The sequence below is a fragment of the Escherichia sp. TW14182 genome (assembly GCF_000208525.1).
GTDB classification, from domain to species: Bacteria; Pseudomonadota; Gammaproteobacteria; order Enterobacterales; family Enterobacteriaceae; genus Escherichia; species Escherichia ruysiae.
In genome coordinates, this window is sequence record NZ_AEJZ01000139.1 from 1 (window position 1) to 16,601 (window position 16,601).

Below are 16,601 nucleotides of genomic sequence, written 5' to 3' on the forward strand. Positions count from 1 at the left end.
CCCCGCCCCGCCACTACGGCGGTGATACAGATGACGATCAGGGCGACTATCATCGCCTTATGCTGCTTCATTGCTCTCTTCTCCTTGACCTTACGGTCAGTAAGAGGCACTCTACATGGGTCTGCATATAGGGGGCCTCGGGTTGATGGTAAAATATCACTCGGGGCTTTTCTCTATCTGCCATCCAGCTAATGCCTGAGACAGACAGCCTCAAGCACCCGCCGCTATTATACTGCTCTCTTTAATCCATTCTGTTTTATCGATTCTAATCCTGAAGACGCCTCGCATTTTTATGGCGTAATTTTTTTAAGGATTCAATTAGTTAACTTTGATTTAGCTTTTTATTGCGATTATGGACGATAAATTGGAGATATTTGAAATATCGCCTTAACAAACAGCTCCGGTTTATTGCAAATTAATTATTACTTATTCCGAATAAACCCCTCAGAAATCTTGACATTAGGCTATGATTATCAGGGTTTGAGGTCATCAGCCACCGCTTTCGAGCGCCAACAACACTTCCTCTGCTGGTGACATAATCTTCTTTATAGATCGTTAAAAGCGAATTGTTCCTACACTATAATCTGATTTTAACGATGATTCGTGCAGAGTAAAATAGTAAAAACGATCTATTCACCTGAAAGAGAAATAAAAAGTGAAACATCTGCATCGATTCTTTAGCAGTGATGCCTCGGGAGGCATTATTCTCATCATTGCCGCTGTTCTGGCGATGATTATGGCCAATAGCGGTGCAACCAGTGGATGGTATCACGACTTTCTTGAGACGCCGGTTCAGCTGCGGGTAGGTTCTCTTGAAATCAATAAAAACATGCTGTTATGGATAAATGACGCGCTAATGGCGATATTTTTCCTGTTAGTTGGTCTGGAAGTTAAACGCGAGCTGATGCAAGGATCGCTGGCCAGTTTGCGCCAGGCTGCGTTTCCGGTTATTGCCGCAATCGGCGGGATGATTGTCCCGGCATTGCTCTATTTGGCCTTTAACTACGCCGATCCTATCACTCGTGAAGGGTGGGCAATCCCGGCGGCGACTGATATTGCCTTTGCCCTCGGTGTCCTGGCGTTATTGGGAAGCCGTGTACCGTTAGCACTGAAGATTTTTTTGATGGCACTGGCTATTATCGACGATCTTGGAGCCATCATTATCATCGCCTTGTTTTACACTAATGACTTGTCAATGGCCTCTCTTGGCGTTGCTGCTGTAGCAATTGCGGTGCTCGCGGTGCTGAACATTTGTGGTGTTCGCCGCACGGGAGTTTATATTCTGGTCGGCGTGGTGTTGTGGACTGCAGTGTTGAAATCAGGCGTCCACGCAACGCTGGCAGGCGTCATTGTCGGTTTCTTTATTCCATTGAAAGAGAAGCATGGTCGTTCTCCGGCGAAGCGCCTGGAGCATGTATTGCATCCGTGGGTGGCTTATCTGATTTTGCCGTTGTTTGCTTTTGCCAATGCCGGCGTTTCTCTGCAAGGCGTGACGCTGGATGGCCTGACCTCCATCCTGCCATTAGGGATCATCGCCGGTTTGCTGATTGGCAAGCCGTTGGGTATTAGTTTGTTCTGCTGGCTGGCGCTGCGTTTGAAACTGGCGCATTTGCCGGAGGGAACCACTTATCAGCAAATTATGGCGGTTGGTATCCTGTGCGGTATCGGTTTTACTATGTCTATCTTTATCGCCAGCCTGGCTTTTGGTAGCGTAGATCCAGAACTGATTAACTGGGCGAAATTGGGCATTCTGGTTGGCTCAATCTCTTCGGCGGTAATTGGATATAGCTGGTTACGCATTCGTTTACGTCCATCAGTTTGACAGGACGATGTTCCGGGGAGCCATAAATGGCTCCCTTTTCATTCTTATCAGGGAGAGAAATGAGCATGTCTCATATCAATTACAACCACTTGTATTACTTCTGGCATGTCTACAAAGAAGGCTCTGTGGTTGGCGCAGCGGAGGCGCTTTATTTAACACCACAAACCATTACCGGACAGATCCGGGCGCTGGAAGAGCGCCTGCAAGGGAAATTATTTAAGCGTAAAGGACGCGGTCTGGAACCCAGTGAACTGGGGGAACTGGTCTATCGCTATGCCGATAAAATGTTCACGTTAAGCCAGGAAATGCTGGATATCGTCAACTATCGCAAAGAGTCCAACTTATTATTTGATGTTGGTGTGGCAGATGCCCTTTCCAAACGCCTGGTCAGCAGTGTTCTGGATGCAGCCGTTGTAGAAGACGAGCAGATCCATCTACGCTGTTTCGAATCGACGCACGAGATGCTGTTAGAGCAGTTGAGTCAGCATAAGCTGGATATGATCATCTCTGACTGTCCGATCGACTCCACCCAACAAGAAGGGCTGTTTTCCATGAAAATTGGCGAGTGTGGCGTCAGTTTCTGGTGTACTAACCCGCTGCCGGAAAAGCCGTTTCCTGCCTGTCTGGAAGAGCGTCGTTTACTTATTCCGGGGCGTCGCTCAATGTTGGGACGCAAGCTATTAAACTGGTTTAACTCTCAGGGCTTAAACGTTGAAATTCTGGGGGAGTTTGATGATGCGGCGTTGATGAAAGCCTTTGGGGCGACGCATAACGCTATTTTCGTTGCGCCTTCGCTATATGCCAATGATTTTTATAATGATAACTCGGTTGTGGAGATTGGGCGAGTTGAGAACGTCATGGAAGAGTACCATGCGATTTTTGCCGAAAGGATGATTCAACACCCTGCGGTACAGCGTATTTGCAATGCCGATTACTCTGCGCTGTTTACGCCAGCCGCGAAATAACTATTCGTACTTTGCAGGCTGCAGTTTCGGCCTGCTGGAGACATAAAAAAACCCGCTTACGCGGGTTTTTTTACAAAGCTGACAACAAAAGGCGATTAAGCCAGTTTGTTGATCTGCGCAGTCAGGTTAGCCTTATGACGTGCAGCTTTGTTTTTGTGGATCAGACCTTTAGCAGCCTGACGGTCCACGATCGGTTGCATTTCGTTAAATGCTTTCTGTGCAGCAGCTTTGTCGCCAGCTTCGATAGCTGCGTATACTTTCTTGATGAAAGTACGCATCATAGAGCGACGGCTTGCGTTGTGCTTACGAGCCTTTTCAGACTGAATGGCGCGCTTCTTAGCTGATTTGATATTAGCCAAGGTCCAACTCCCAAATGTGTTCTATATGGACAATTCAAAGGCCGAGGAATATGCCCTTTTAGCCTTCTTTTGTCAATGGATTTGTGCAAATAAGCGCCGTTAATATGGCGGCGCTCGTTACGTAGTGATGGCGCAGGATTCTACCAGCTTGCGTGGTGTGAATACAGCTTTTCCGCGATAAAATTGCAGCAGGTCGTTAGTTTCTTACCGTGATTTGCGCCATAGCAATGAAAAGCCACTTCTTTCTGATTTCAGTACTCAATCGCCGGTTAACCTTGACCGCTGTACAAGGTATACTCGGACGATTTTCACTGTTTTGAGCCAGACATGAAGCTGATACGCGGCATACATAATCTCAGCCAGGCCCCGCAAGAAGGGTGTGTGCTGACTATTGGTAATTTCGACGGCGTGCATCGTGGTCATCGCGCGCTGTTGCAAGGGTTGCAGGAAGAAGGGCGCAAGCGCAACTTACCGGTGATGGTGATGATTTTTGAGCCTCAACCGCTGGAACTGTTTGCTACCGACAAAGCCCCGGCACGTCTGACCCGACTGCGGGAAAAACTGCGTTACCTTGCAGAGTGTGGCGTTGATTACGTGCTGTGCGTGCGTTTCGACAGACGTTTCGCGGCGTTAACCGCGCAAAATTTCATCAGCGATCTTCTGGTGAAGCATTTGCGGGTAAAATTTCTGGCTGTTGGTGATGATTTCCGCTTTGGCGCTGGTCGTGAAGGTGATTTCTTGTTATTACAGAAAGCTGGCATGGAATACGGCTTCGATATCACCAGTACGCAAACTTTTTGCGAAGGTGGCGTGCGTATCAGCAGCACCGCCGTGCGTCAGGCGCTGGCGGATGACAATCTGGCTCTGGCGGAAAGTTTACTGGGGCACCCGTTTGCCATTTCCGGGCGTGTAGTCCACGGTGATGAGTTAGGGCGCACTATTGGTTTCCCGACGGCGAATGTACCGCTACGCCGTCAGGTTTCCCCGGTGAAAGGGGTTTATGCGGTAGAAGTGCTGGGCCTCGGTGAAAAGCCGTTACCCGGCGTGGCAAACATCGGAACACGCCCTACGGTTGCCGGTATTCGCCAGCAGCTGGAAGTGCATTTGTTAGATGTTGCAATGGACCTGTACGGTCGCCATATACAAGTAGTGCTGCGTAAAAAAATACGCAGTGAGCAGCGATTTGCGTCGCTGGACGAACTGAAAGCGCAGATTGCGCGTGATGAATTAACCGCCCGCGAATTTTTTGGGCTAACAAAACCGGCTTAAGCCTGTTATGTAATCAAACCGAAATACGGAACCGAGAATCTGATGAGTGACTATAAATCAACCCTGAATTTGCCGGAAACAGGGTTCCCGATGCGTGGCGATCTTGCCAAACGCGAACCGGGAATGCTGGCGCGTTGGACTGATGATGACCTGTACGGCATCATTCGTGCGGCTAAAAAAGGCAAAAAAACCTTCATTCTGCATGATGGCCCTCCATATGCGAATGGCAGCATTCATATTGGTCACTCGGTTAACAAGATTCTGAAAGACATAATCATCAAGTCCAAAGGGCTTTCCGGTTATGACTCGCCGTATGTGCCAGGCTGGGACTGCCACGGTCTGCCGATCGAACTGAAAGTAGAGCAAGAATACGGTAAACCGGGTGAGAAATTCACCGCCGCCGAGTTCCGCGCCAAGTGCCGCGAATACGCTGCGACCCAGGTTGACGGTCAGCGCAAAGACTTTATCCGTCTGGGCGTGCTGGGCGACTGGTCGCACCCGTACCTGACCATGGACTTCAAAACTGAAGCCAACATCATTCGCGCGCTGGGTAAGATCATCGGCAACGGTCACCTGCACAAAGGTGCGAAGCCGGTACACTGGTGCGTTGACTGCCGTTCTGCGCTGGCTGAAGCGGAAGTTGAGTATTACGACAAAACCTCTCCGTCCATCGACGTTGCTTTCCAGGCAGTCGCTCAGGATGCGCTGAAAGCAAAATTTGGCGTCAGCAACGTTAACGGCCCAATCTCGCTGGTTATCTGGACTACTACGCCGTGGACTCTGCCTGCAAACCGCGCAATCTCCATTGCACCGGATTTCGACTATGCGCTGGTGCAGATCGACGGTCAGGCCGTGATTCTGGCGAAAGATCTGGTTGAAAGCGTAATGCAACGTATCGGCGTTACCGATTACACCATTCTCGGCACGGTGAAAGGTGCAGAGCTTGAGCTGCTGCGCTTTACTCATCCGTTTATGGGCTTCGACGTTCCGGCAATCCTCGGCGATCACGTTACCCTGGATGCCGGTACTGGTGCTGTTCACACCGCGCCTGGCCACGGCCCGGACGACTATGTGATTGGTCAGAAATACGGCCTGGAAACCGCTAACCCGGTTGGTCCGGACGGCACTTATCTGCCGGGCACTTACCCGACGCTGGATGGCGTGAACGTCTTCAAAGCGAACGACATCGTCGTTGCGCTGCTGCAGGAAAAAGGCGCGCTGTTGCATGTTGAGAAAATGCAGCACAGCTATCCGTGCTGCTGGCGTCACAAAACGCCGATCATCTTCCGCGCGACGCCGCAGTGGTTCGTCAGCATGGATCAGAAAGGTCTGCGTGCGCAGTCACTGAAAGAGATCAAAGGTGTGCAGTGGATCCCGGACTGGGGCCAGGCGCGTATCGAGTCGATGGTTGCTAACCGTCCTGACTGGTGTATCTCCCGTCAGCGCACCTGGGGCGTACCGATGTCACTGTTCGTGCACAAAGACACGGAAGAGCTGCATCCGCGTACCCTCGAACTAATGGAAGAAGTGGCAAAACGCGTTGAAGTTGACGGCATCCAGGCGTGGTGGGATCTTGATGCGAAAGAGATCCTCGGCGATGAAGCTGATCAGTACGTGAAAGTGCCGGACACATTGGATGTATGGTTTGACTCCGGATCTACCCACTCTTCCGTTGTTGACGTGCGTCCGGAATTTGCCGGTCACGCAGCGGACATGTATCTGGAAGGTTCTGACCAGCACCGTGGTTGGTTCATGTCTTCCCTAATGATCTCCACCGCGATGAAAGGCAAAGCGCCGTATCGTCAGGTACTGACCCACGGCTTTACCGTGGATGGTCAGGGTCGCAAGATGTCTAAATCCATCGGCAACACCGTTTCGCCGCAGGATGTGATGAACAAACTTGGCGCGGATATTCTGCGTCTGTGGGTGGCATCAACCGACTACACCGGCGAAATGGCTGTTTCTGACGAGATCCTGAAACGTGCTGCTGACAGCTATCGTCGTATCCGTAACACCGCGCGCTTCCTGCTGGCAAACCTCAATGGTTTCGATCCAGCAAAAGATATGGTGAAACCGGAAGAGATGGTGGTACTGGACAGATGGGCCGTGGGTTGTGCGAAAGCGGCTCAGGAAGACATCCTCAAGGCTTACGAAGCATACGATTTCCACGAAGTGGTACAGCGCCTGATGCGCTTCTGCTCCGTTGAGATGGGCTCTTTCTACCTCGACATCATCAAAGACCGTCAGTACACCGCTAAAGCGGACAGCGTGGCGCGTCGTAGCTGCCAGACTGCGCTGTATCACATTGCAGAAGCGCTGGTGCGCTGGATGGCGCCGATCCTCTCCTTCACCGCTGATGAAGTGTGGGGCTACCTGCCGGGCGAGCGTGAAAAATACGTCTTCACCGGTGAGTGGTACGAAGGCCTGTTTGGTCTGGCAGACAGCGAAGCGATGAACGATGCATTCTGGGACGAGCTGCTGAAAGTGCGTGGCGAAGTGAACAAAGTCATCGAGCAGGCTCGTGCGGATAAGAAAGTCGGCGGTTCTCTGGAAGCGGCAGTGACCCTGTACGCGGAACCCGAACTGGCGGCGAAACTGACCGCGCTGGGTGATGAATTACGATTTGTCCTGTTGACCTCTGGCGCTGCCGTTGCAGACTATAACGACGCACCTGCTGATGCGCAGCAGAGCGAAGTACTCAAAGGGCTGAAAGTCGCGTTGAGTAAAGCCGAAGGTGATAAGTGCCCACGCTGCTGGCACTACACCCAGGATGTCGGCAAGGTGGCGGAACACGCAGAAATCTGCGGCCGCTGTGTCAGCAACGTCGCCGGCGACGGTGAAAAACGTAAGTTTGCCTGATGAGTCAATCGATCTGTTCAACAGGGCTACGCTGGCTGTGGCTGGTGGTAGTCGTGCTGATTATCGATCTGGGCAGCAAATACCTGATCCTCCAGAACTTTGCTCTGGGGGATACGGTTCCGCTGTTCCCGTCGCTTAATCTGCATTATGCGCGTAACTATGGCGCGGCGTTTAGTTTCCTTGCCGATAGCGGCGGCTGGCAGCGTTGGTTTTTTGCCGGTATTGCGATTGGTATTAGTGTGATCCTGACGGTGATGATGTATCGCTCGAAGGCTACGCAAAAGCTAAACAATATCGCTTACGCGCTGATTATTGGCGGCGCACTGGGCAACCTGTTCGACCGTCTGTGGCACGGCTTTGTGGTCGATATGATCGACTTCTACGTCGGCGACTGGCATTTCGCCACCTTCAACCTCGCCGATAGCGCAATCTGTGTCGGTGCGGCATTGATTGTGCTGGAAGGTTTTTTACCTTCTAAAGCGAAAAAACAATAATAAACCCTGCCGGATGCGATGCTGACGCATCTTATCCGGCCTACCGATTGCTGCGAAATCGTAGGCCGCATCCGGCAAAAATCCTCAAATACAAGAGCAAACCTGCATGTCTGAATCTGTACAGAGCAATAGCGCCGTCCTGGTGCACTTCACGCTAAAACTCGACGATGGCACTACCGCCGAGTCTACCCGCAACAACGGTAAACCGGCGCTGTTCCGCCTGGGTGATGCTTCTCTTTCCGAAGGGCTGGAGCAACATCTGCTGGGGCTGAAAGTGGGCGATAAAACCACCTTCACGCTGGAGCCAGATGCGGCGTTTGGCGTGCCGTCACCAGACCTGATTCAGTACTTCTCCCGCCGTGAGTTTATGGATGCAGGCGAGCCAGAAATTGGCGCAATAATGCTTTTTACCGCAATGGATGGCAGTGAGATGCCTGGCGTGATCCGCGAAATTAACGGCGACTCCATTACCGTTGATTTCAACCATCCGCTGGCCGGGCAGACCGTTCATTTTGATATTGAAGTGCTGGAAATCGATCCGGCACTGGAGGCGTAACATGCAGATCCTGTTGGCCAACCCGCGTGGTTTTTGTGCCGGGGTAGACCGCGCTATCAGCATTGTTGAAAACGCGCTGGCCATTTACGGCGCACCGATATATGTCCGCCACGAAGTGGTGCATAACCGCTACGTGGTCGATAGCCTGCGCGAGCGTGGGGCTATCTTTATTGAGCAGATCAGCGAAGTGCCGGACGGCGCGATCCTGATTTTCTCTGCGCATGGCGTTTCCCAGGCGGTACGCAACGAAGCGAAAAGTCGCGATCTGACGGTATTCGACGCCACCTGTCCGCTGGTGACCAAAGTGCATATGGAAGTTGCCCGCGCTAGTCGTCGTGGTGAAGAATCTATTCTCATCGGCCACGCCGGGCACCCGGAAGTGGAAGGGACGATGGGACAGTACAGCAACCCGGAAGGGGGAATGTATCTGGTTGAATCGCCAGATGACGTATGGAAGCTGACGGTCAAAAACGAAGAGAAGCTCTCTTTTATGACCCAGACCACGCTGTCGGTGGATGACACGTCTGATGTTATCGACGCGCTGCGTAAACGCTTCCCGAAAATTGTCGGGCCGCGCAAAGATGACATTTGTTACGCCACTACCAACCGTCAGGAAGCAGTACGCGCCCTGGCAGAGCAGGCGGAAGTTGTGCTGGTGGTCGGTTCGAAAAACTCCTCCAACTCCAACCGTCTGGCGGAACTGGCACAGCGTATGGGCAAACGCGCGTTTTTAATTGACGATGCGGCAGATATCCAGGAAGAGTGGGTGAAAGAAGCGAAATGCGTCGGTGTGACTGCGGGCGCATCAGCTCCGGATATTCTGGTACAGAACGTCGTCGCACGTTTACAGCAGCTTGGCGGTGGTGAAGCCATTTCGCTTGAAGGCCGTGAAGAAAACATTGTTTTCGAAGTGCCGAAAGAGCTGCGTGTCGATATTCGTGAAGTTGATTAAGTCATTAGCAGCCTAAGTTATGCGAAAATGCCGGTCTTATTACCGGCATTTTTTATGGAGAAAACATGCGCTTGCCGATTTTTTTGGATACTGACCCTGGTATCGACGATGCCGCAGCGATTGCTGCCGCGATCTTTGCCCCACAACTCGATCTCCAACTGATGACGACTGTCGGAGGCAATGTATCGGTGCAGAAAACTACCCGAAATGCGCTGCAATTGCTGCATTTCTGGGATGCGGATATCCCACTCGCCCTGGGGGCGGCAACACCGTTGGTACGCGCACCGCGTGATGCGTCTTATGTTCATGGCGAATCCGGCATGGATGGTTATGACTTCGTTGAGCACAATCGAAAACCACTGGAGAAACCGGCGTTTCTGGCGATTCGTGATGCGCTAATGTGCGCGCCTGAACCCGTTACCCTGGTGGCGATCGGGCCGTTGACGAATATCGCGCTATTGCTTTCACAGTGCCCGGAATGCAAACCGCATATTCGTCGTCTGGTGATCATGGGCGGTTCTGCCGGTCGTGGCAATTTCACGCCGAATGCCGAGTTTAATATTGCGATTGATCCTGAAGCGGCGGCCCAGGTCTTCCAGAGCGGACTGGAGATTGTGATGTGTGGCCTGGACGTCACCAATCAGGCGATGCTCACTCCCGAATATCTCACCACACTACCGGAATTGAATCGCACCGGAAAAATGCTTCATGCACTGTTTAGCCACTACCGCAGCGGCAGTATGCAAAGTGGCCTGCGAATGCACGATCTCTGTGCCATTGCCTGGCTGGTTCGCCCGGACTTGTTCACTCTCAAGCCGTGTTTTGTGGCGGTAGAAACACAAGGTGAATTTACTGCGGGTACGACAGTCGTCGATATTGACGGTCGGCTGGATAAACCGGCAAATGTTCAGGTTGCGCTGGATCTGGACGTGAAAGGTTTCCAGCAGTGGGTGGCGGAGGTGCTGGCGCTGGCGCCGTAACCTGTCACATGTTATCGGCATGTAGTCATTCACTGACTCATGCCTTTCACTGATATCCCTCCCTGTTTATCATTAATTTCTAATTATCAGCGTTTTTGGCTGGCGGCGTAGCGATGCGCTGGTTACTCTGAAAACGGTCTATGCAAATTAACAAAAGAGAATAGCTATGCATGATGCAAACATCCGCGTTGCCATCGCGGGAGCCGGGGGGCGTATGGGCCGCCAGTTGATTCAGGCGGCGCTGGCATTAGAGGGCGTGCAGCTTGGCGCGGCGCTGGAACGCGAAGGATCTTCTTTACTGGGCAGCGATGCTGGCGAACTGGCTGGAGCAGGAAAAACCGGCGTTATCGTACAAAGCAGCCTTGATGTTGTAAAAGATGATTTTGATGTGTTTATCGATTTTACCCGTCCGGAAGGTACGCTGAACCATCTCGCTTTTTGCCGCCAACATGGCAAAGGGATGGTGATTGGCACCACGGGTTTTGATGACGCAGGTAAACAGGCGATTGGTGAAGCTGCCAAAGATATTGCGATTGTCTTTGCCGCCAACTTTAGCGTCGGTGTCAACGTCATGCTTAAGTTGCTGGAGAAAGCGGCTCAGGTCATGGGTGACTACACTGATATCGAAATTATCGAAGCGCATCATCGACATAAAGTCGATGCGCCGTCAGGCACTGCGCTGGCGATGGGGGAAGCGATTGCCCATGCGTTGGATAAAGATCTGAAAGATTGTGCCGTTTACAGCCGCGAAGGGCATACCGGTGAACGCGTTCCCGGAACGATAGGTTTTGCCACTGTACGTGCCGGAGACATCGTGGGTGAACATACCGCCATGTTTGCCGATATCGGCGAACGTCTGGAGATCACTCATAAGGCTTCCAGCCGCATGACATTTGCTAACGGCGCAGTAAGATCGGCATTGTGGCTGAGTGGCAAGGAAAGTGGTCTTTTTGATATGAGAGATGTGCTTAATCTCAATAAATTGTAACCACAAAACATTTGTAATGACGCAAAAATAACACATTTAATTTATTGATTATAAAGGGCTTTAATTTTAAGCCCTTTTGTTTTTGGTGTTATGTTTTTGAATTTTATTCAAGTGCTAAAAATTACATGTTTTGTCTTCTGCTTTTGTTGTTTTAATGTAAATTTTGACCATCTGGTCCACTTTTTTTCTTCGTGTTCTTTGTTTACACATTCTTCTCGCTGCGCAAGCGTTTTCCAGACCTTGTTAGATTGTGTTTTTGTCGGTTAGTGCCTGTAAAATAGATGTGAGGCATAAAATTATATAATAAATCCCGCTATTGAGTTGACTTTTAGCGCCCATATCTCCAGAATGCCGCCGTTTGCCAGAAATTCGTCGGTAAGCAGATTTGCATTGATTCATCGCATCATTGTGAATTAATATGCAAATAAAGTGAGTGAATATTCTCTGGAGGGTGTTTTGATTAAGTCAGCGCTATTGGTTCTGGAAGACGGAACCCAGTTTCACGGTCGGGCCATAGGGGCAACAGGTTCGGCGGTTGGGGAAGTCGTTTTCAATACTTCAATGACCGGTTATCAAGAAATCCTCACTGATCCTTCCTATTCTCGTCAAATCGTTACTCTTACTTATCCCCATATTGGCAATGTCGGCACTAATGACGCCGATGAAGAATCTTCTCAGGTACATGCACAAGGTCTGGTGATTCGCGACCTGCCGCTGATTGCCAGCAACTTCCGTAATACCGAAGACCTCTCTTCTTACCTGAAGCGCCATAACATCGTAGCGATTGCCGATATCGATACCCGTAAGCTGACGCGTTTACTGCGCGAGAAAGGCGCACAGAACGGCTGCATCATCGCGGGCGACAACCCGGATGCGGCGCTGGCATTAGAAAAAGCCCGCGCGTTCCCTGGCCTCAATGGTATGGATCTGGCAAAAGAAGTGACTACCGCAGAAGCCTATAGCTGGACACAAGGGAGTTGGACGCTGACCGGCGGCCTGCCAGAAGCGAAAAAAGAAGACGAGCTGCCGTTCCACGTCGTGGCTTATGATTTCGGTGCCAAGCGCAACATCCTGCGGATGCTGGTGGACAGAGGCTGTCGCCTGACCATCGTTCCGGCGCAAACTTCTGCGGAAGACGTACTGAAAATGAATCCAGACGGCATCTTCCTCTCCAACGGTCCTGGCGACCCGGCCCCGTGTGATTACGCCATTACCGCCATCCAGAAATTCCTCGAAACCGACATCCCGGTATTTGGTATCTGCCTCGGTCATCAGCTGCTGGCGCTGGCAAGTGGGGCGAAGACCATCAAAATGAAATTTGGTCACCACGGCGGCAACCATCCGGTGAAAGATATTGAGAAAAACGTGGTGATGATCACTGCCCAGAACCACGGTTTTGCGGTGGACGAAGCAACATTACCTGCAAACCTGCGTGTTACACATAAATCCCTGTTCGACGGTACGTTACAAGGGATTCATCGCACCGATAAACCGGCGTTCAGCTTCCAGGGGCACCCTGAAGCCAGCCCTGGTCCACACGACGCAGCGCCGTTGTTCGACCACTTTATCGAGTTAATTGAGCAGTACCGTAAAACCGCTAAGTAATCAGGAGTAAAAGAGCCATGCCAAAACGTACAGATATAAAAAGTATCCTGATTCTGGGTGCGGGCCCGATTGTTATCGGTCAGGCGTGTGAGTTTGACTACTCTGGCGCGCAAGCATGTAAAGCCCTTCGCGAAGAGGGTTACCGCGTCATTCTGGTGAACTCCAACCCGGCGACCATCATGACCGACCCGGAAATGGCTGATGCGACCTACATCGAGCCGATTCACTGGGAAGTGGTACGTAAGATTATTGAAAAAGAGCGTCCGGATGCGGTGCTGCCAACGATGGGCGGTCAGACGGCGCTGAACTGTGCGCTTGAGCTTGAGCGTCAGGGCGTGCTGGAAGAGTTCGGTGTGACCATGATTGGTGCTACCGCCGACGCGATTGATAAAGCAGAAGACCGCCGCCGTTTCGACGTGGCGATGAAGAAAATCGGCCTCGAAACCGCGCGTTCTGGTATCGCACATACTATGGAAGAGGCGCTGGCGGTTGCCGCTGAAGTTGGCTTCCCGTGCATCATTCGACCTAGCTTTACTATGGGCGGTAGTGGTGGCGGTATCGCCTATAACCGCGAAGAGTTTGAAGAAATTTGCGCCCGTGGTCTGGATCTCTCCCCGACCAAAGAGCTGCTGATTGATGAGTCGCTGATCGGCTGGAAAGAGTACGAGATGGAAGTGGTGCGTGATAAAAACGACAACTGCATCATCGTCTGCTCTATCGAAAACTTCGATGCGATGGGCATCCACACCGGTGACTCCATCACCGTGGCGCCAGCCCAGACGCTGACCGACAAAGAATATCAAATCATGCGTAACGCCTCGATGGCGGTACTGCGTGAAATTGGCGTTGAAACCGGCGGTTCCAACGTTCAGTTTGCGGTTAACCCGAAAAACGGTCGCCTGATTGTTATCGAAATGAACCCGCGTGTGTCGCGTTCTTCGGCGCTGGCATCAAAAGCTACCGGCTTCCCGATTGCCAAAGTGGCGGCGAAACTGGCGGTGGGTTACACCCTTGACGAGCTGATGAACGACATCACCGGCGGGCGTACTCCGGCTTCCTTCGAACCGTCCATCGACTACGTGGTTACTAAAATTCCTCGCTTCAACTTCGAGAAATTCGCCGGTGCGAACGACCGTCTGACCACCCAGATGAAATCGGTTGGCGAAGTGATGGCGATTGGTCGCACGCAGCAGGAATCCTTGCAAAAAGCCCTGCGCGGCCTGGAAGTCGGTGCGACCGGCTTCGACCCGAAAGTGAGCCTCGATGACCCGGAAGCCCTGACAAAAATCCGCCGCGAACTGAAAGATGCCGGCGCAGAGCGTATCTGGTACATCGCCGATGCCTTCCGTGCGGGCTTGTCTGTAGACGGCGTTTTCAACCTGACCAACATTGATCGCTGGTTCCTGGTGCAAATTGAAGAGCTGGTGCGTCTGGAAGAGAAAGTGGCAGAAGTGGGCATCACTGGCCTGAACGCTGACTTCCTGCGCCAGCTAAAACGCAAAGGCTTTGCTGATGCGCGTCTGGCAAAACTGGCGGGCGTGCGTGAAGCGGAAATCCGCAAGCTGCGCGACCAGTATGATTTGCATCCGGTCTACAAACGTGTGGATACCTGTGCGGCAGAGTTTGCTACCGACACCGCTTACATGTACTCCACTTATGAAGAAGAGTGCGAAGCGAATCCGTCTACTGACCGTGAAAAAATCATGGTGCTCGGCGGCGGCCCGAACCGTATCGGTCAGGGGATCGAATTCGACTACTGCTGCGTACACGCCTCGCTGGCGCTGCGCGAAGACGGTTACGAAACCATTATGGTTAACTGTAACCCGGAAACTGTCTCTACCGACTACGACACGTCCGACCGTCTCTACTTTGAGCCGGTAACCCTGGAAGATGTGCTGGAAATCGTGCGTATCGAGAAGCCGAAAGGCGTTATCGTCCAGTACGGCGGTCAGACCCCGCTGAAACTGGCACGTGCGCTGGAAGCCGCTGGCGTACCGGTTATCGGCACCAGCCCGGATGCCATCGACCGCGCGGAAGACCGTGAACGCTTCCAGCACGCGGTTGACCGTCTGAAACTGAAACAACCGGCTAACGCTACCGTTACCGCTATTGAAATGGCGGTTGAGAAGGCGAAAGAGATTGGCTACCCGCTGGTGGTGCGCCCATCTTACGTTCTCGGCGGTCGGGCGATGGAAATCGTCTACGATGAAGCCGACCTGCGCCGTTACTTCCAGACGGCGGTGAGTGTCTCTAACGATGCGCCGGTGCTGCTGGATCATTTCCTTGATGACGCGGTAGAAGTTGATGTGGACGCCATCTGCGACGGCGAAATGGTGCTGATTGGCGGCATCATGGAGCACATCGAGCAGGCAGGCGTGCACTCCGGCGACTCCGCGTGTTCTCTGCCTGCGTACACACTGAGCCAGGAAATTCAGGATGTGATGCGCCAGCAGGTGCAGAAACTGGCCTTCGAATTGCAGGTGCGCGGTCTGATGAACGTGCAGTTTGCAGTGAAAAACAACGAAGTCTACCTGATTGAAGTTAACCCGCGTGCGGCGCGTACCGTTCCGTTCGTCTCCAAAGCCACCGGTGTACCGCTGGCAAAAGTGGCGGCGCGCGTGATGGCTGGCAAATCGCTGGCTGAGCAGGGCGTAACTAAAGAAGTTATCCCGCCGTACTACTCGGTGAAAGAAGTGGTGCTGCCGTTCAACAAATTCCCCGGCGTTGACCCGCTGTTAGGGCCAGAAATGCGCTCCACCGGGGAAGTGATGGGCGTCGGTCGCACCTTCGCTGAAGCGTTTGCTAAAGCGCAACTGGGTAGTAACTCCACCATGAAGAAACACGGTCGTGCGCTGCTCTCCGTGCGTGAAGGCGACAAAGAACGCGTGGTTGATCTGGCGGCAAAACTGCTGAAACAGGGCTTCGAGCTGGATGCGACCCACGGTACGGCGATTGTGCTGGGCGAAGCGGGTATTAATCCACGTCTGGTGAACAAAGTGCATGAAGGTCGTCCGCACATTCAGGATCGTATTAAGAATGGCGAATATACCTACATCATCAACACCACGTCAGGTCGTCGCGCGATTGAAGACTCCCGCGTGATTCGTCGCAGCGCGCTGCAATATAAAGTACATTATGACACCACCCTGAACGGCGGTTTTGCTACTGCGATGGCACTGAATGCCGATGCGACCGAAAAAGTTATTTCGGTACAGGAAATGCACGCGCAGATCAAATAATAGCGTGTCATGGCAGATATTTTTTATCCGCCAATTTGATCGAATAACTAATACGGTTCTCTGATGAGAACCGTTTTTTTACCAGTAAGGATAATCTTTCCGGGAAACTCTATTTTTGATGATGTAAGCAGGATTTAGCTCACACTTATTGACAGGGAAGTTGCATACTATCGATATATCTACAATTTTAATATGGCCTTGTTTGATTGCTTCAAAACGAGTCATAGCCAGACTTTTAATTTGTGAAACTGGAGTTCGTATGTGTGAAGGATATGTTGAAAAACCACTCTATTTGTTAATCGCCGAATGGATGATGGCTGAAAATCGCTGGGTGATAGCAAGAGAGATCTCTATTCATTTCGATATTGAACACAGCAAGGCGATTAATACCCTAACTTATATTCTGTCGGAAGTCGCAGAAATAAGCTGCGAAGTTAAGATGATCCCTAATAAGCTGGAAGGGCGGGGATGCCAGTGTCAGCGACGGTGATGCTGCCAACTTACTGATTTAGT

At 51.9% G+C, this 16,601-nt stretch carries 12 protein-coding genes and 3 pseudogenes; 13 read left to right on the forward strand and 2 right to left on the reverse strand.

Annotated elements, in window-relative coordinates:
- Positions 1 to 71: pseudogene (locus tag EQY_RS26790) on the reverse strand (hypothetical protein); the annotation flags it as partial.
- A 584-nt stretch (positions 72 to 655) separates the two neighbouring features.
- On the opposite strand from EQY_RS26790, the gene nhaA reads away from it, so the two are divergent.
- Positions 656 to 1,822, forward strand: coding sequence for a Na+/H+ antiporter NhaA (gene nhaA, locus EQY_RS0112710; RefSeq protein WP_000681376.1), 1,167 nt, complete (start codon positions 656 to 658; stop codon positions 1,820 to 1,822).
- A 59-nt stretch (positions 1,823 to 1,881) separates the two neighbouring features.
- Positions 1,882 to 2,787: a transcriptional activator NhaR gene (nhaR, locus tag EQY_RS0112715; RefSeq protein WP_000062880.1), complete on the forward strand. Its 906-nt coding sequence runs from the start codon at positions 1,882 to 1,884 to the stop codon at positions 2,785 to 2,787.
- Between the two features lie 95 nt (positions 2,788 to 2,882).
- On the opposite strand, the gene rpsT is transcribed toward nhaR, so the two are convergent.
- Positions 2,883 to 3,146, reverse strand: a complete 264-nt coding sequence (gene rpsT, locus EQY_RS0112720; protein WP_001274021.1) for a 30S ribosomal protein S20 — start codon at positions 3,144 to 3,146, stop codon at positions 2,883 to 2,885.
- Between the two features lie 102 nt (positions 3,147 to 3,248).
- Between rpsT and EQY_RS26210 the strand changes: the two are divergent.
- From EQY_RS26210 to caiF, 11 genes and pseudogenes are all read left to right on the forward strand, one after another.
- Positions 3,249 to 3,466: pseudogene (locus EQY_RS26210) on the forward strand (DUF2575 domain-containing protein).
- Between the two features lie 7 nt (positions 3,467 to 3,473).
- Positions 3,474 to 4,415 carry a bifunctional riboflavin kinase/FAD synthetase gene (ribF, locus tag EQY_RS0112730; protein ID WP_000767319.1) on the forward strand — a complete coding sequence of 314 codons (942 nt, stop codon included), beginning with the start codon at positions 3,474 to 3,476 and terminating at the stop codon, positions 4,413 to 4,415.
- Positions 4,416 to 4,457: 42 nt separating this feature from the next.
- Positions 4,458 to 7,274, forward strand: coding sequence for an isoleucine--tRNA ligase (ileS, locus tag EQY_RS0112735; protein ID WP_001286815.1), 2,817 nt, complete (start codon positions 4,458 to 4,460; stop codon positions 7,272 to 7,274).
- Positions 7,274 to 7,768: a signal peptidase II gene (gene lspA, locus EQY_RS0112740; RefSeq protein WP_000083378.1), complete on the forward strand. Its 495-nt coding sequence runs from the start codon at positions 7,274 to 7,276 to the stop codon at positions 7,766 to 7,768. Before ileS ends, lspA begins: the two co-directional genes overlap by 1 nt.
- Positions 7,769 to 7,874: 106 nt before the next feature.
- Complete coding sequence (gene fkpB, locus EQY_RS0112745; RefSeq protein ID WP_000004661.1) at positions 7,875 to 8,324, forward strand: FKBP-type peptidyl-prolyl cis-trans isomerase; 450 nt, start codon at positions 7,875 to 7,877, stop codon at positions 8,322 to 8,324.
- Position 8,325: 1 nt separating this feature from the next.
- Positions 8,326 to 9,276: a 4-hydroxy-3-methylbut-2-enyl diphosphate reductase gene (gene ispH, locus EQY_RS0112750; RefSeq protein WP_001166392.1), complete on the forward strand. Its 951-nt coding sequence runs from the start codon at positions 8,326 to 8,328 to the stop codon at positions 9,274 to 9,276.
- Between the two features lie 65 nt (positions 9,277 to 9,341).
- Complete coding sequence (gene rihC / locus EQY_RS0112755; RefSeq protein WP_001239107.1) at positions 9,342 to 10,256, forward strand: ribonucleoside hydrolase RihC; 915 nt, start codon at positions 9,342 to 9,344, stop codon at positions 10,254 to 10,256.
- 166 nt (positions 10,257 to 10,422) lie between these two features.
- A complete protein-coding gene (dapB, locus tag EQY_RS0112760) occupies positions 10,423 to 11,244 on the forward strand; it encodes a 4-hydroxy-tetrahydrodipicolinate reductase (protein ID WP_000543577.1) in 822 nt (273 codons plus the stop codon).
- Between the two features lie 456 nt (positions 11,245 to 11,700).
- The gene (gene carA, locus EQY_RS0112775) at positions 11,701 to 12,849 is read left to right on the forward strand and encodes a glutamine-hydrolyzing carbamoyl-phosphate synthase small subunit (RefSeq protein ID WP_010345452.1); all 1,149 of its coding nucleotides are present in this window, start codon (positions 11,701 to 11,703) and stop codon (positions 12,847 to 12,849) included.
- Positions 12,850 to 12,866: 17 nt separating this feature from the next.
- Complete coding sequence (carB, locus tag EQY_RS0112780) at positions 12,867 to 16,088, forward strand: carbamoyl-phosphate synthase large subunit (protein WP_001126394.1); 3,222 nt, start codon at positions 12,867 to 12,869, stop codon at positions 16,086 to 16,088.
- Positions 16,089 to 16,347: 259 nt separating this feature from the next.
- A pseudogene (gene caiF / locus EQY_RS0112785) lies at positions 16,348 to 16,572 on the forward strand (carnitine metabolism transcriptional regulator CaiF); the annotation flags it as partial.
- Positions 16,573 to 16,601 lie beyond the last annotated feature (29 nt).

Coding starts and splice junctions, on each gene's coding strand:
- nhaR (WP_000062880.1), top strand. CDS start 1,882: ATGAGCATGTCTCATATCAATTACAACCACTTGTATTACTTCTGGCAT.
- ribF (WP_000767319.1), top strand. CDS start 3,474: ATGAAGCTGATACGCGGCATACATAATCTCAGCCAGGCCCCGCAAGAA.
- ileS (WP_001286815.1), top strand. CDS start 4,458: ATGAGTGACTATAAATCAACCCTGAATTTGCCGGAAACAGGGTTCCCG.
- lspA (WP_000083378.1), top strand. CDS start 7,274: ATGAGTCAATCGATCTGTTCAACAGGGCTACGCTGGCTGTGGCTGGTG.
- fkpB (WP_000004661.1), top strand. CDS start 7,875: ATGTCTGAATCTGTACAGAGCAATAGCGCCGTCCTGGTGCACTTCACG.
- ispH (WP_001166392.1), top strand. CDS start 8,326: ATGCAGATCCTGTTGGCCAACCCGCGTGGTTTTTGTGCCGGGGTAGAC.
- rihC (WP_001239107.1), top strand. CDS start 9,342: ATGCGCTTGCCGATTTTTTTGGATACTGACCCTGGTATCGACGATGCC.
- dapB (WP_000543577.1), top strand. CDS start 10,423: ATGCATGATGCAAACATCCGCGTTGCCATCGCGGGAGCCGGGGGGCGT.
- carB (WP_001126394.1), top strand. CDS start 12,867: ATGCCAAAACGTACAGATATAAAAAGTATCCTGATTCTGGGTGCGGGC.